At 62.4% G+C, this 14,884-nt stretch carries 14 protein-coding genes; 6 read left to right on the forward strand and 8 right to left on the reverse strand.

What is annotated here, in order from left to right; genetic code table 11:
- Nucleotides 1–76: 76 nt before the first annotated feature.
- The 4 genes from ACE4QZ_RS25505 to tkt form a co-directional block, all read right to left on the reverse strand.
- Nucleotides 77–328, reverse strand: coding sequence for a hypothetical protein (locus ACE4QZ_RS25505; protein WP_021783781.1), 252 nt, complete (start codon nucleotides 326–328; stop codon nucleotides 77–79).
- Complete coding sequence (locus tag ACE4QZ_RS25510) at nucleotides 328–1,491, reverse strand: phosphoglycerate kinase (RefSeq protein ID WP_021783780.1); 1,164 nt, start codon at nucleotides 1,489–1,491, stop codon at nucleotides 328–330. Before ACE4QZ_RS25510 ends, ACE4QZ_RS25505 begins: the two co-directional genes overlap by 1 nt.
- Before the next feature lie 12 nt (nucleotides 1,492–1,503).
- Nucleotides 1,504–2,565, reverse strand: coding sequence for an erythrose-4-phosphate dehydrogenase (gene epd, locus ACE4QZ_RS25515; protein ID WP_021783779.1), 1,062 nt, complete (start codon nucleotides 2,563–2,565; stop codon nucleotides 1,504–1,506).
- Nucleotides 2,566–2,716: 151 nt separating this feature from the next.
- Complete coding sequence (gene tkt / locus ACE4QZ_RS25520; protein ID WP_021783778.1) at nucleotides 2,717–4,714, reverse strand: transketolase; 1,998 nt, start codon at nucleotides 4,712–4,714, stop codon at nucleotides 2,717–2,719.
- A 251-nt stretch (nucleotides 4,715–4,965) separates the two neighbouring features.
- Between tkt and ACE4QZ_RS25525 the strand changes: the two genes are divergently transcribed.
- The 4 genes from ACE4QZ_RS25525 (at nucleotide 4,966) to ACE4QZ_RS25540 (ending at nucleotide 9,630) form a co-directional block, all read left to right on the forward strand.
- Entirely contained in the window at nucleotides 4,966–5,958 is a 993-nt protein-coding gene (locus ACE4QZ_RS25525; RefSeq protein WP_101196358.1) for an ArsR/SmtB family transcription factor, read from the forward strand.
- An 18-nt stretch (nucleotides 5,959–5,976) separates the two neighbouring features.
- On the forward strand, nucleotides 5,977–7,167 hold the full coding sequence (gene metK / locus ACE4QZ_RS25530; RefSeq protein ID WP_003249375.1) for a methionine adenosyltransferase: 1,191 nt from the start codon (nucleotides 5,977–5,979) through the stop codon (nucleotides 7,165–7,167).
- A gap of 237 nt (nucleotides 7,168–7,404) precedes the next feature.
- The gene (gene ligB, locus ACE4QZ_RS25535; RefSeq protein WP_238090202.1) at nucleotides 7,405–9,105 is read left to right on the forward strand and encodes an NAD-dependent DNA ligase LigB; all 1,701 of its coding nucleotides are present in this window, start codon (nucleotides 7,405–7,407) and stop codon (nucleotides 9,103–9,105) included.
- A 132-nt stretch (nucleotides 9,106–9,237) separates the two neighbouring features.
- Nucleotides 9,238–9,630 (forward strand): DUF1090 domain-containing protein, encoded by a 393-nt coding sequence (locus ACE4QZ_RS25540; protein WP_084850245.1) that lies wholly within the window; start codon nucleotides 9,238–9,240, stop codon nucleotides 9,628–9,630.
- Nucleotides 9,631–9,754: 124 nt separating this feature from the next.
- Here the strand turns inward: ACE4QZ_RS25540 and ACE4QZ_RS25545 are convergent, their stop codons facing one another.
- Nucleotides 9,755–10,213 carry a c-type cytochrome gene (locus tag ACE4QZ_RS25545; RefSeq protein ID WP_021783774.1) on the reverse strand — a complete coding sequence of 153 codons (459 nt, stop codon included), beginning with the start codon at nucleotides 10,211–10,213 and terminating at the stop codon, nucleotides 9,755–9,757.
- 119 nt (nucleotides 10,214–10,332) lie between these two features.
- Between ACE4QZ_RS25545 and ACE4QZ_RS25550 the strand changes: the two genes are divergently transcribed.
- Nucleotides 10,333–11,484, forward strand: a complete 1,152-nt coding sequence (locus ACE4QZ_RS25550) for a murein transglycosylase A (RefSeq protein ID WP_021783773.1) — start codon at nucleotides 10,333–10,335, stop codon at nucleotides 11,482–11,484.
- A 110-nt stretch (nucleotides 11,485–11,594) separates the two neighbouring features.
- On the opposite strand, the gene ACE4QZ_RS25555 is transcribed toward ACE4QZ_RS25550, so the two are convergent.
- Nucleotides 11,595–11,981, reverse strand: a complete 387-nt coding sequence (locus ACE4QZ_RS25555; RefSeq protein ID WP_021783772.1) for an MAPEG family protein — start codon at nucleotides 11,979–11,981, stop codon at nucleotides 11,595–11,597.
- A gap of 28 nt (nucleotides 11,982–12,009) precedes the next feature.
- A complete protein-coding gene (locus ACE4QZ_RS25560; RefSeq protein WP_021783771.1) occupies nucleotides 12,010–12,843 on the reverse strand; it encodes an EamA family transporter in 834 nt (277 codons plus the stop codon).
- A 282-nt stretch (nucleotides 12,844–13,125) separates the two neighbouring features.
- On the opposite strand from ACE4QZ_RS25560, the gene ACE4QZ_RS25565 reads away from it, so the two are divergent.
- Nucleotides 13,126–14,361 (forward strand): cation:proton antiporter, encoded by a 1,236-nt coding sequence (locus ACE4QZ_RS25565; protein WP_021783770.1) that lies wholly within the window; start codon nucleotides 13,126–13,128, stop codon nucleotides 14,359–14,361.
- Nucleotides 14,362–14,472: 111 nt separating this feature from the next.
- Here ACE4QZ_RS25565 and ACE4QZ_RS25570 read toward each other — a convergent pair whose 3' ends face one another.
- Nucleotides 14,473–14,874 (reverse strand): acyl-CoA thioesterase, encoded by a 402-nt coding sequence (locus tag ACE4QZ_RS25570; protein WP_021783769.1) that lies wholly within the window; start codon nucleotides 14,872–14,874, stop codon nucleotides 14,473–14,475.
- Nucleotides 14,875–14,884 lie beyond the last annotated feature (10 nt).

Consider the following 14,884-nt stretch of genomic DNA (forward strand, 5'->3'; position numbering starts at 1 on the left):
AGTTTCCTCGATTTGAGGCTGCTGTGCAGCCCTTCTTCAAGACCACAAATCAACCTTCAGGTTGCCTATTACCCGATCAAGGGCAACCCGGCGCCTTGCGCTGGTGGTCTTCGTCGTACTTTTCCAGGCCTTCCGGGCCCACGCGCTTGCTGATGACCGGCACAGTCTCGGCCTGCCATTCGGACTGGTAGCAACCGCCCTTGTGCGATCGCGCCGGGTCGGCATCCGAGGCCGGGCTGCCAGCACAAGCGCTCAGCAGACCGGCCAGCATCATCACAGGCAATTGCTTGACCACCAGGCCACTCCCTTTGCCAAGCGCCGACGTCATCAGGCTTTGGCCCGCTCTTCCAGGATTGCGACAGCTGGCAGGACCTTGCCCTCGACGAACTCGAGGAAGGCGCCACCACCGGTAGAAATGTAGGAGATTTCCTTGCTGACGCCATATTTGTCGATGGCTGCCAGGGTGTCACCGCCACCGGCGATGGAGAACGCGGCGCTTTCAGCGATGGCCTTGGCCAGTACCTTGGTGCCGTTGCCGAACTGATCGAATTCGAATACGCCCACCGGACCGTTCCACAGAATGGTTTTCGACGACTTCAGCAGCTCGGCGAAGTTGGCCGCGGTTTGCGGGCCGATATCCAGGATCATGTCGTCGGCAGCTACGTCGGCAATGGCTTTGACGGTAGCTTCGGCGCTCTCGGCGAACTCTTTGGCAACCACCACGTCGACTGGCAGCGGTACGCTGACCTTGGCGGCAATGGCCTTGGCGGTGTCGACCAGGTCAGGCTCGTACAGCGACTTGCCGACCGGGTGGCCAGCAGCGGCCAGGAAGGTGTTGGCAATACCGCCGCCAACGATCAACTGGTCGCAAACACTGCTCAGGCTGTTCAGCACGTCCAGCTTGGTGGATACCTTGGAGCCGGCAACGATTGCCGCCATTGGCTTGGCCGGGGCCTTCAGGGCCTTGCCCAGGGCATCCAGTTCGGCTGCCAGCAGCGGGCCGGCAGCGGCAACCTTGGCGAACTTGGCGACGCCATGGGTCGAACCTTCGGCGCGGTGTGCGGTGCCGAAAGCGTCCATGACGAATACGTCGCACAGCGCAGCGTATTTCTGCGCCAGCTCGTCGGCGTTCTTTTTCTCGCCCTTGTTGAAGCGCACGTTCTCGAACAGCACCAGATCACCGGCCTGTACCGCGACACCGTCCAGGTAGTCGGCAACCAGCGGCACGTCACGACCCAGGGCCTTGCTCAGGTAATCGGCGACCGGCTTGAGGCTGTTCTCGGCAGAAAATTCGCCTTCGGTCGGGCGGCCCAGGTGTGAGCAGACCATTACCGCTGCGCCCTTCTCCAGGGCCAGCTTGATGGTCGGCAGCGCTGCCAGGATACGTGCGTCGCTGGCTACCACACCGTCCTTCACAGGCACGTTGAGGTCTTCGCGGATCAGTACGCGCTTACCTTGCAGATCGAGGTCGGTCATCTTCAACACGGTCATGAATGCAGTCCTTCAGGGCTGTTTGTTGCGGGTTGGGTGAACGACGTGCAAAAAGTGTTCGGCAACGTCGAGCATACGGTTGGCAAAACCCCATTCGTTGTCGAACCAGGCCAGCAGGTTTACCAGGCGGGGGCCGGAAACACGAGTCTGGCTGGCATCGACGATCGCAGAATGCGGGTCGTGGTTGAAATCACAGCTGGCGTGCGGCAACTCGGTGTAGGCCAGCAAGCCTTTAAGCGGGCCGTCCAGCGCGGCCTCGCGCAGCACTCGGTTGACTTCGGCCGCAGTGGTGTCGCGGGCGGTCTGCAGAGTGATGTCCAGGCACGAGACGTTGACGGTCGGTACACGTACCGCTTTGGCCTGGATTCGCCCGGCAAGTTCCGGAAGCAGGCGCTCGATGCCACGCGCCAGGCCAGTGGACACGGGAATCACCGACTGGAAGGCCGAACGCGTGCGGCGCAGGTCTTCGTGGTGATAGGCATCGATCACCGGCTGGTCGTTCATCGCCGAGTGGATGGTGGTGATCTGCACATATTCGATGCCGAACGCCTGGTCCAGCACACGCAGCAGCGGCACACCGCAATTGGTGGTGCACGAAGCGTTGGACACCAGGCGCTCGCTGCCGGTAAGGCAGGCCTGGTTGATGCCGTAGACCACCGTGGCGTCAACGTCGGCCTCACTGGCCATGGGCTGCGAGAACAGCACCCTTGGCGCACCGGCGTCGAGAAAACGCTGGCCATCGGCACGGGTGTTATAGGCACCGGAACACTCCAGCACCAGGTCGATGCCCAACGCAGCCCAGTCAATGCCTTCGGGGGTGGCACTGCGCATAACCTTCACGCAGTCGCCATTGATATGCAGACAGTCGCCGTCGACCTTGACCTCGCCGGGAAAACGCCCGTGGGTGGAGTCGAAGCGTGTCAGGTATTCCAGGCTGGCCTGATCGGCCAGATCGTTCAGCGCGACGATCTCGAAACCGGCCTTTGCCCCCCGCTCGAACAGCGCGCGCAGGACACAGCGGCCGATACGGCCATAACCGTTGAGTGCAACTTTGTAGGGACGCAGGTGGGGCATTCGGGGCTCACGAGACAGTTCGTTTGTCGTCAGCCTGCGGAATTTGCGGTGTGGCATTCGCGGGCAAGCCCGCTCCCACAGGGTTTCATGCAACCTCTGTGGGAGCGGGCTTGCCCGCGAATGAAGGCGACACCGCCCGCAGATCTTTAAATCAGTCTTCCAGCAGCTCTTCGGCTGTACCGAGGATGTTCTCCAGGGTGAAACCGAACTCTTCGAACAGTGCCGAAGCCGGCGCCGACTCACCGTAAGTGGTCATGCCGATGATACGACCTTCCAGGCCAACGTACTTGTACCAGAAGTCGGCGTGGGCAGCTTCGATGGCGATGCGCGCACCGACTTCCAGCGGCAGCACGGACTGCTTGTAGGCTGCGTCCTGGGCATCGAACACGCTGGTGCACGGCATGGAAACCACACGCACCTTGCGGCCTTGCTCGGTCAGCTTGTCGAAGGCCTGAACAGCCAGGCCCACTTCGGAACCGGTGGCGATCAGGATCAGCTCCGGCTCGCCGGTGCAGTCCTTGAGCACATAGCCACCACGGCTGATGTCGGCGATCTGCTGGGCATCGCGCGCCTGGTGCTGCAGGTTCTGACGCGAGAAGATAAGCGCCGAAGGGCCATCCTTGCGCTCCAGGGCGTTTTTCCAGGACACGGCGGATTCCACTGCGTCGGCCGGGCGCCAGGTGTCCAGGTTCGGCGTGCTGCGCAGGCTGGTCAGCTGCTCGATTGGCTGGTGAGTCGGGCCGTCTTCGCCCAGACCGATGGAGTCGTGGGTGTACACGTGAATCACGCGCTGCTTCATCAGGGCCGACATGCGCACGGCGTTGCGGGCGTATTCCATGAACATCAGGAAGGTCGCGCCGTAAGGCACCAGGCCACCGTGCAGGGCAACGCCGTTCATGATGGCGGTCATGCCGAACTCGCGCACGCCGTAGAACACGTAGTTGCCGCTGGCATCATTGGCTTCGACGCCCTTGCAACCTTTCCACAGGGTCAGGTTGGAGCCGGCCAGGTCCGCCGAACCACCGAGGAACTCCGGCAGCAGCGGGCCAAAGGCGTTCAGGGCGTTCTGGCTGGCCTTGCGGCTGGCGATGGTTTCGCCTTTGGCAGCCACTTCGTTGATGTAGGCCTGGGCCTTCTCGCTGAAGTCGGCCGGCAGCTCGCCGCTGTCACGGCGCTTGAACTCGGCAGCCAGCTCCGGGTAGGCCTTGGCGTAGGCGTCGAAACGCTGGTTCCACTCGGCTTCGGCCTTGGCGCCAGCGGCCTTGGCATCCCACTCGGCATAAATGTCGGCAGGGATTTCGAACGGGCCGTAGTTCCAGTTCAGTTCTTTACGGGCCAAGGCGATTTCGTCGTTGCCCAGCGGTGCACCGTGGCAATCTTCCTTGCCCTGCTTGTTCGGCGAGCCGAAACCAATGATGGTCTTGCAGCAGATCAGGGTCGGGCGATCGCTCTTGCGGGCGGTCTCGATGGCCATCTTGATTTCTTCGGCATCGTGGCCGTCGACGTTGCGGATCACCTGCCAGTTGTAGGCTTCGAAGCGCGCCGGGGTGTTGTCGGTGAACCAGCCGTGCACTTCGCCGTCGATGGAGATGCCATTGTCATCGTAGAAGGCGATCAGCTTGTTCAGGCCCAGAGTGCCTGCCAGCGAGGCGACTTCATGGGAGATGCCTTCCATCATGCAGCCATCGCCGAGGAACACATAGGTGTTGTGGTCGACGATGGTGTGGCCGTCACGGTTGAACTGGGCAGCCAGCACTTTTTCGGCCAGGGCGAAGCCCACGGCGTTGGCGATCCCTTGGCCGAGCGGGCCGGTGGTGGTTTCCACGCCTGGGGTGTAGCCGTATTCCGGGTGGCCCGGGGTGCGGCTGTGCAGTTGGCGGAAGCCTTTGATGTCATCGATGGTGACGTCGTAACCGGTCAGGTGCAGCAGCGAGTAGATCAGCATCGAACCGTGGCCGTTGGACAGCACGAAGCGGTCACGGTCAGCGAAGCTCGGGTTGCTCGGGTTGTGCTTCAGGTAGTCGCGCCAAAGCACTTCGGCGATATCCGCCATGCCCATGGGGGCACCTGGGTGGCCGCTGTTGGCCTTTTGCACGGCATCCATGCTGAGGGCACGAATGGCGTTGGCACGTTCACGACGGCTGGGCATCGCTGATCTCCTAGGGGGCTTGAAGAGGTGGTGTCACGAAAAAGGCGGCCATTTTCGCCCACTGGGGGCGCTTGGGGCAAACATTTAAGCGCCAAGCGCAAGCTTTAAGCTGCAAGTGAAGAAGCAGAGCACGGTTCGGACCGCTCCAAAGCCTGTTGCTTGAAGCTTTCGGCCTGCAGCTCATCGCCAATATCAAAACTTTTTGATATTGGCCTTGCTCGGGCATCAATGCCTGTCTAGACTGCCGCCCCATGAATCTCCGTGCGCAATCGATCCCCGAGCAACGCGAAACATTGGCCGCCCTGTGCAAAGCCAGTGGCGATGCGTTGCGCCTGAACGTATTGCGCGCCCTGGCCAACGACTCGTTCGGCGTGCTGGAACTGGCGCAGATCTTCGACATCGGCCAGTCGGGCATGAGCCACCACCTTAAGGTGCTGGCGCAGGCCGACCTCGTGGCAACCCGCCGCGAAGGCAACGCCATCTTCTACCGCCGTGCCCTGCCCGATGGCCTGCGCCTGGGTGGCCGGCTGCATGCTGCGCTGCTCGAAGAAGTCGACGACCTGGCCCTGCCGTCCGATGTGCAGGCGCGCATCGCCCAGGTGCAACTGCGCCGGGCAGCCACCAGCCAGGACTTCTTCCTGCGTGTGGAAGAGAAGTTCCGTGCCCAGCAAGACCTGATCGCCGGCCTTCCGCAGTACCGCGAAAGCCTGCTGGCGCTGCTCGACAAACTGCATTTCGACCCGGCTGCCAGTGCGCTGGAAGTCGGGCCTGGCGACGGTGGTTTCCTGCCCGACCTGGCCCGGCGCTTCGCCCAGGTCACCGCCCTGGACAACAGCCCTACCATGCTCGAGCTTGCGCGGCAGGTGTGCCAACGCGAAGGGCTCGACAACGTGAACCTGCAGTTGGCCGATGCACTGGGTGCAACGGATGTGGCCGCCGACTGCGTTGTGCTGAACATGGTGCTGCACCATTTCAGCGACCCGGCCCTGGCTTTGCGCCAGCTGGCCAAACGGGTAAAGGCAGGCGGCAGCCTGCTGGTCACCGAACTGTGCAGCCATGACCAGGGGTGGGCGCGCGAAGCCTGCGGCGACCTCTGGCTGGGCTTCGAACAGGACGACCTGGCGCGCTGGGCCAACGATGCCGGGCTGGCCCATGCGGACAGCCTGTACGTGGGCCTGCGTAACGGTTTCCAGATCCAGGTCCGCCATTTCCAGCGGACGGCTGGCGACATACACCATCGGTAAATTTCAGGAACCTTCGAGATGAGCGAATACTCCCTTTTCACCTCCGAGTCCGTGTCCGAAGGGCATCCGGACAAGATCGCCGACCAGATTTCGGACGCTGTCCTTGATGCCATCATCGCCCAGGACAAATACGCCCGCGTAGCCTGCGAAACCCTGGTCAAGACCGGTGTCGCCATCATCGCCGGCGAAGTCACTACGTCGGCCTGGGTCGACCTGGAAGACCTGGTGCGCAAAGTCATCATCGACATCGGCTACAACAGTTCCGACGTTGGCTTCGACGGCGCCACCTGCGCCGTGATGAACATCATCGGCAAACAGTCGGTAGACATCGCCCAGGGCGTGGACCGCTCCAAGCCGGAAGACCAGGGCGCCGGTGACCAGGGCCTGATGTTCGGCTATGCCAGCAACGAAACCGAAGTCCTGATGCCTGCACCGATCTGCTTCTCGCACCGTCTGGTAGAACGCCAGGCCGAGGCGCGCAAGTCCGGCCTGCTGCCATGGCTGCGCCCGGATGCCAAGTCGCAGGTCACCTGCCGCTATGAGAACGGCAAAGTGGTCGGTATCGACGCCGTGGTGCTGTCGACCCAGCACAACCCGGAGGTTTCGCAGAAAGACCTGCAAGAAGCCGTGATGGAGCTGATCGTCAAGCACACCCTGCCAGCCGAACTGCTGCACAAAGGCACCCAGTACCACATCAACCCGACCGGCAACTTCATCATCGGTGGCCCGGTGGGTGACTGCGGCCTGACCGGCCGCAAGATCATCGTCGACTCCTACGGCGGCATGGCCCGCCACGGTGGTGGCGCGTTCTCCGGCAAGGACCCGTCCAAGGTCGACCGTTCCGCCGCCTACGCCGGCCGCTACGTGGCCAAGAACATCGTCGCCGCCGGCCTGGCCGAGCGTTGCGAGATCCAGGTGTCGTACGCCATTGGCGTGGCTCAGCCAACGTCCATCTCGATCAACACCTTCGGCACCGGCAAGGTCTCCGACGACAAGATCATCCAGCTGGTGCGCGAGTGCTTCGACCTGCGTCCGTACGCCATCACCACCATGCTCGACCTGCTGCACCCGATGTATCAGGAAACCGCTGCCTACGGCCACTTCGGCCGCACCCCGCAGCAGAAGACTGTCGGCGACGACACCTTCACCACCTTCACCTGGGAGCGCACCGACCGCGCCCAGTCGCTGCGTGACGCTGCCGGCCTGTAAGCTTCCTGCAGCGCCAGACAAAAGCCCCTGCCGAGTGACCGGCAGGGGCTTTTTTGTGCCTGTCACGGCATTTTCATCGCCTGTGAGATCGACCGCCGCCCACGCGGCGCTGGTTTCTTGCCCCAGCCCGGGATTGAAGACGAGCACCTGCGAAATATCACCTGACAACTGCACACACCAACCGCCCCGCTACCCGCCTACGCTAAGCGCTTCCACGCCATGCAAGGATGCCAGGCCATGCAGTATCTGCTGTTATTCGCACTGCTATTTGCGCTGAACGCCCCACCGACCAGGGCTGCCTCATGCCCACACTGGTCCCCGCAACAGGCCAAGGCCGAAGTTGCGCAACTGCGCGCCACGCTTGCCCGATGGGACGAGCACTACCATCGCCAAGGCATAGCCCTGGTGGCCGACGAACTGTACGACCAGAGCCGCGAGCGCCTGAATCACCTGCAGCAGTGCTTCGCAGTTGGCACCAGCCCCTCCCCCCTGGCCAGTGCTCGCGGCCCCGTCCCCCACCCCGTGCCGCATACCGGCGTTGACAAGCTGGCAGACCGCCAGGCCGTGGCGCGATGGATGGCCGGCAAGACCGGCGTGTGGGTACAGCCCAAGGTCGACGGTGTTGCGGTTTCCCTCACTTACCAGCAGGGCCGATTGGTACAGCTGACCAGCCGGGGGGACGGTGTACATGGCCATGACTGGAGCCGACACATTGCACAACTCGGTGCTGTCACTCGGCAGTTGCCTGAAGCGGTCGACCTGCACTTGCAAGGTGAGCTGTATCTGCGCCTGGACGAACATGTGCAAGCCAAGGCAGGCAGCGCCAACGCCCGGGGTACCGTGGCAGGGCTGCTCGCACGCAAGCAACTGACCGGTACGCAAGGCAACGCTATCGGCCTGTTCGTGTGGGGCTGGCCGCACGGCCCCGAGCAACAGGCCGATCGCCTCACCCAGCTGGCACAACTGGGGTTCCCGGACAGCCAGCGCTACAGCATCGCCATCGACACGCTGGAGGACGCAGCACACTGGCGTGAACACTGGTACCGCTCTGCTCTGCCCTTCGCCACCGACGGTGTGATCCTGCGCCAGGGCCACCGGCCGCCGGCCGAGCGCTGGCAGGCCAAGGCACCTTACTGGATCGCGGCCTGGAAGTACCCTTATGCACAAGCCTTGGCTGAAGTACGCGACGTGCGCTTTCGGGTCGGCCGCACTGGCAGGGTCACGCCCGTTCTGCAAGTGCAACCCGTTACCCTCGATGACCGGCGCATTACCCAAGTCAGCCTTGGGTCACTGGCGCGCTGGCAAAGCTTGGATATTCGGCCCGGCGATCAGGTCGCCATCAGCCTCGCCGGGCTGACCATTCCGCGGCTCGATCACGTCGTGCACCGCACTGTAGAGCGCCAACCGATAACCGCGCCAGCACCCGACCAGCATCACGCCCACAGCTGCTGGCAGGCCAGCGAGGGCTGTGATGAGCAGTTCATTGCCCGCCTCACCTGGCTTGGCGGCAAACAGGGCTTGGCCTTGCCGCGCACCGGGCCCGGCACATGGCGTCGGCTGGTCGAAGCGGGCCTGGTAACGTCCATGACCGATTGGCTGCAGCTCGATGCCGAGCGCCTGCAGCAGGCCCCCGGAATCAGCAGACTCACTGCAACACAGTTGCTGGGCAGTTTCGACCAAGCCCGCTCACGCCCGTTCGATCAGTGGTTGCGCGCCCTTGGCGTGCCCATTGGCAAGCATTTGCCACTGACTGGCAACTGGCAAGAGCTGGCTTCACGCAGTGCCGGGCAATGGCAAACCGTGCCCGGCATCGGCGCAAAACGCTCGCGCCAACTTGTGGAGTTCTTCACCGCCGCTGAGGTGCAAGCCATTGCCGCACAGCTGGCAGAAACCGGCATAGAAGGGTTCCTGCCCCCACCCCAGCGCATTGAGCAATGATTTTTTACCAAATAATGCGTAGGAAAAACCTGAGACTCAGGCAGAAAACTTCACCAAGGGTTTCTAAATGGGCAAAACCAAGGCAGGATTTCCACCAACTTTTGCTGCCCCGCCCCGTTCAAGAGGCTTTTCATGAAACGTATTTCGACTCTTTTCCTGCTCGCAACACTGGGTCTGGCTGCGGGCAGCGTGCAAGCTGCCCAGCCGGACCCGGGCCTGACCGGTTGCGCTGCCAAGCGTAGCGCTATCGAGAACCAGCTGAAAATTGCCCGTGACCACGGCAACAGCGACCAGGTTGCAGGGCTGGAAGAAGCCCTGCGCGGTGTGGACAACTGCACCGACGCCAGCCTGCGCAAAGAGCGTGAGCAGAAGGTGCTCGATGCGCGTCATGAAGTGGCGCAGCGGGAAAAGGACTTGAAGAAGGCCGAGAAAAAAGGCGACGCCGAGAAGATCAACAAGCGCAAGGACAAGCTGGCCGAGTCGCGTAAAGAGCTGCAGGAAGCAGTCGACGACCTCGACCGCTAAACAGACGCGGTGATTGTAGGAGCGGGCTTGCCCGCGAAGAGTGCGACGCGGGGCATGCACCGGCTTCGCCAATGTTCGCGGGCAAGCCCGCTCCTACAAGGGCCAATGTGGCCTGCACAGTCATTCAATGATTACGAAATTCGCTATGACAGGCCTTGCACGCAGCCTCGACCTTGTCCATCGGTGCCTTCAGTTGCGCAGCATCCAGTGGCTGATTGCGGGTGACATCAACCAGTTCGCCGGTGACGCCTTCAAGCTGCCGGGCCAGGTCATGGAACCGCGCCTGGCGCTCCCACACTTCGGCGCGGGCGGCACTGTCACCACCATCGCGCACCTGTGGAAAATGCTGCCACGGCTGATGCGACAGGCTGTCCAACTTCAGCGCACCGTCAGCAAACTTCACCCCGTCAAACGGCAACCGGCCACGCAGCATGCCGCCCAGATCTTCGCTGGTCTTGAGCATGTCCTTGAAGATCACCTTGCGTTTGCCCAGCGGCGAGTTCGGGTCAACCCGGTCACAACCAGTCAAAGCCCCTCCCAGGGCAAGTGCTGCCAGCAGAACAACGGTCAATCGCTTCAACATCACGCTCACTTCGGCCTACGCAAATGGGCGGCCAGTATCGCTGCCCCTGGGCCAAACACCAATAGCCACATAAAAGACAGGGGCGAACCTTCATGTTCGCTCATGACAGGAATGCACACATGAAATCTGCCCTGCGCCACCTGGCCTGGACACTGCCGGTGCTGGCTTTACTGGCCGGCTGCAACGGCGGCGAGAGCGCCAAGCCCGAGCCCCACGCTGTCGCCACCTATGCCCCGGCCACTTGGAAAGACTTGCCGGCCGTCAGCGATGAAGACCTGCTGGCCGGCTTTTATGCCTGGCGCAACGGCTGCGAAAAGCTCAAGCGCGACCCGGTGTGGGCAGCCACCTGCGAAGCGGCCGGCAGCGCCACAGCCAGCGCCGCCCAAGTGCGTACCTTCCTTGAGCAGAACCTGCAGGTGTACGGCCTGCGCTCTGCAGAGAACAATGCCAACGGCCTGATTACCGGCTACTACGAGCCGGTCTACCCGGGCAGCCTGAGCCCCTCGGCAACCAACCATGTGGCGGTTTACGGCATCCCTGATGACATGATCGTGGTCGACCTGGCCAGTGTGTACCCCGAACTGAAGGGCAAACGCCTGCGCGGCCGTCTTGACGGTCGAGTGCTCAAGCCCTACGACACGGCCGAAGTCATCAACCGTAACGGCGTCAAGGCACCGGTGCTGGCCTGGCTGACCGATCCGATGGACCTGCAATTCCTGCAGATCCAGGGTTCTGGCCGGGTGCAACTGGAAGACGGCCGTCAACTGCGCCTGGGCTACGCCGACCAGAACGGCCACCCCTACCGGCCGATCGGCCGCTGGCTGGTGGAACAGGGCCAACTGAAAAAAGAAGACGTGAGCATGGGCGCCATTCATGCCTGGGCCCAGGCCAACCCGCAGCGCGTACCAGAACTGCTGGCGAGCAACCCCAGCTACGTATTCTTCAGCACCCGCCCGGACAGCAACGAAGGCCCGCGCGGCTCGCTGAACGTGCCACTTACCGCCGGCTACAGCGTGGCCATCGACCGCAAGGTGATTCCATTGGGCAGCTTGTTGTGGCTGTCTACCACACGCCCGGACGGCTCCCCGGTGGTACGACCGGTTGGCGCGCAGGACACTGGCGGGGCGATTACCGGCGAAGTGCGTGCCGACCTGTTCTGGGGCACCGGGCCGGAAGCCGGCGAGCTGGCGGGGAACATGAAGCAGCAGGGGCAGATCTGGATGCTCTGGCCTAAAGGCCAGCCGCTACCTGAGGTACCTAAGGTACCTTGATCGGCGGTGGATTCTTCGCGGGCTTGCCCGCTCCCACAGGTACACCACAGCCCTTGAATACTGTGGTGTACCTGTGGGAGCGGGCAAGCCCGCGAAGAAGGCCACTCGGTTCAGATGGAAACTACGAAGAACGACACGATCAACGCCAAGCCGGCAAGCCACATCAGCGATCGCAAGGCAGCCCAGTCGGCCAGGTAGCAGATGATGTAAAGCAAGCGGCTGGTGATATACATCACCCCCAGTACGTCCTGGGTCACCTGCTCTGCATTGCCGACGATATCCGCCACAAGCACCGCCGCAGCAAATGCCGGAAACGCTTCGTAGCCATTCTGCTGCGCAGCATGGGCACGCCGTGGCAGGCCCGACAAGGTATCGAGGAAGGCTCGCGGATCGTGATTGTCCTTGAGGCCGAAGCGGCCACTGCTCGCCTTGGCGACCAAGGCACAAAGCGGGTTCAACAGCAACGCAATCAGGATGCACCACAGGGCAACAGTCATGGACAGGACTCCTTGTTCAGTCTTCAGGTCAAAGCTTCATTACCAGCATGCCGGCCAACACCAGCCCGCAAGCTAGGAGTCTCGGCCCGCCAAAAGGTTCTTTGAGGTAGCGCATACCCAGCAGCACCACCAGGATCACGCTCAACTCCCGCAGTGCCGCCGCCTCGGCCACTGACCCCAGGTGCATGGCCCACAGCACCAGGGCATAGCTGAACAATACGCAGAACCCTACTGCCAACCCAAGGCGCCACTGGGTTCGCCAGAACAGAACGAATGGCACCCGCCGCGCCACGCCCGCCAACAACGGAAATTGCCAGGCGCTGAGCAGGGTCAGCCACACCAGGTAATCCCACGGCTTGCCCCACAGGCGCACGGCCTGGCCGTCGAACCAGGTGTAGCAACCAATGCACAGGCCAATCAAGGCAACCACCGGCAACATCGACCAAGGCAGCCGGTCACCACCCCCGCCCTGCCACAACAGGCAGGCCATGCCACAGGGGATCAACAGGATTCCGATGATCTGCTGCTGGCTCAGCGATTCTCCGGCAAAGGCCAGGGTCAGCCCCAGCACCACCAGCGGTGACAGCCCGCGCATCAGAGGATAGACCAGCCCCAGGTCGCCCACGCGGTAGGCCTGGATCAGCAGATAGCGGTACAACTGCTCAGCCAGTGCCGAGGCTACCAGCCAGGGCCAGACTTCAGCAGGCGGAACATCCACGAAGGGCACCGCCAGCACCGCGAAGGCCAGCGCTACCGTGTCCATGCTGGCAATTACCAGCAAGCGCTCGCCGCTGAATTTGATCAAGGTATTCCAGGTTGCATGCAGCAGGGCGGCAACCAGCACCAGAGATGTTGCCAACACGCCTTCTTGTCCTTATGGCTTTTCATGGCTGTGAATATATAGCGTTCAGGGGGGCTTTGTGGGAGCGGGCATGCCCGCGAAGAATGCAACTCGGTGTATGGCACCGGCTTTGCCGGTGTTCGCGGGCTCGCCCGCTCCCACAGGGTAACCAGTGCAGACTGTCACAGGAACGATTTGGACTAATTCGGTCAAACCCCGTGTCCCGAACCCCGTGCCAGGTCATCAAAGAACTGCCCGAGCCGTTCGGGTTGAGACTTGGAAGCCACTGTTACAGGATTCGGGATGCTTGAATTAGTTGCCGCGTTTATCTGCCTCACCACACTTCTGACCTATGTGAACTACCGTTTCATCGGCTTGCCCCCCGCTATCGGCGTGATGGTCACGGCGCTGCTGTTTTCCTTGTTGCTGCAGGGGCTGAGCCTTGTCGGCTTCCCTGGCCTGGAAGAACGCGTCGAAGGGCTGATGAACCAGATCGATTTCAACGACCTGCTCATGCACTGGATGCTGGCGTTCCTGCTGTTTGCCGGCGCCCTGCACGTCAACCTCAGTGATCTGCGCAGCTATCGCTGGCCCATTGGCCTGCTGGCTACCTTGGGCGTGCTGATCGCCACCGTGGTCATCGGCTACCTGTCGCATTGGGTGTTTGCCCTGTTCGGCTGGGAGGTGCCACTGATCTACTGCCTGTTGTTCGGTGCATTGATCTCACCGACCGACCCGATTGCCGTGCTCGGTGCGCTACGTACTGCCAATGCGCCCAAACCGCTTAAAACCACCATCGTCGGCGAGTCACTGTTCAACGACGGCACGGCAGTCGTGGTATTCACCGTGTTGCTGGGCATCATCCGGCTGGGTGAAACACCGAGCATGACCGACACGGCAATCCTGTTTGCCCGCGAGGCCATTGGCGGTGTGGTGTTCGGTGGCCTGATCGGCTATGCCACCTACCGCATGATCAAGAGCGTCGAGCAGTACCAGGTGGAAGTCATGCTGACCCTGGCACTGGTAATCGGTGGCTCGGCGATGTGCTACGAGCTGCATGTGTCGGCGCCGATCGCCATGGTGGTGGCCGGCCTGATCATCGGCAACCTGGGGCGCAACCTGGCGATGAATGACATGACACGCCGTTACATGGACGGTTTTTGGGAGCTGATCGATGACATGCTCAATGCCCTGCTGTTCGCATTGATCGGTCTGGAGCTGTTGCTGCTGCCGTTCAACTGGATGCACCTGGCGGCCGGCGGCGTGCTGGCGCTGGCAGTGCTGCTGTCGCGCCTGCTGACGGTGGCCCCGGCGATCGTGCTGCTGCGGCGCTGGCGCCCGGTGCCCAAAGGCACGGTGCGGGTGCTGACCTGGGGAGGCCTGCGTGGCGGGGTGTCGGTGGCACTTGCGCTGTCGCTACCGCTGGGCGAGGAACGGGACCTGCTGCTGTCGATCACCTACATCGTGGTGTTGTCGTCGATTCTGGTGCAGGGGTTGAGCATTGGCCGGGTGGTGCGCAAGGTCAGCGCCCAGCCTTGAGAATGCCGGGGCCGCTTTGCGGCCCATTCGCGGGTAAACCCGCTCCTACAGGATCGCGTACCCCTGTAGGAGCGGGTTTACCCGCGAAGGGCCGGCAATGGCAACCAGGGTCTATTCGACTGCCGAATCCGGGAACTGGTCCTGCACATACTTGATCTCGGTGCGCCCATGGGCCGCCGGCTGGCCGTCTTCACCCAGGTTGACGAACACCATCTTGTCGACAGTCAGAATGCTCTTGCGGGTGATCTTGTTACGCACTTCGCACTTGAGGGTGATCGAGGTGCGGCCGAACGCGGTAGCGGTGATGCCCAGCTCGATGATATCGCCCTGACGCGAAGCACTGACGAAGTTGATTTCCGACATGTACTTGGTCACCACACGCTGGTTGCCCAGCTGGACGATGGCGTAGATCGCCGCCTCTTCATCGATCCAGCGCAGCAGGCTGCCACCGAACAGGGTGCCATTGGGGTTGAGGTCTTCGGGTTTAACCCACTTGCGGGTGTGAAAGTTCATCTGTACTCCT

The sequence above is a fragment of the Pseudomonas sp. DCA-1 genome (assembly GCF_046523955.1).
GTDB lineage: Bacteria > Pseudomonadota > Gammaproteobacteria > Pseudomonadales > Pseudomonadaceae > Aquipseudomonas > Aquipseudomonas putida_Y.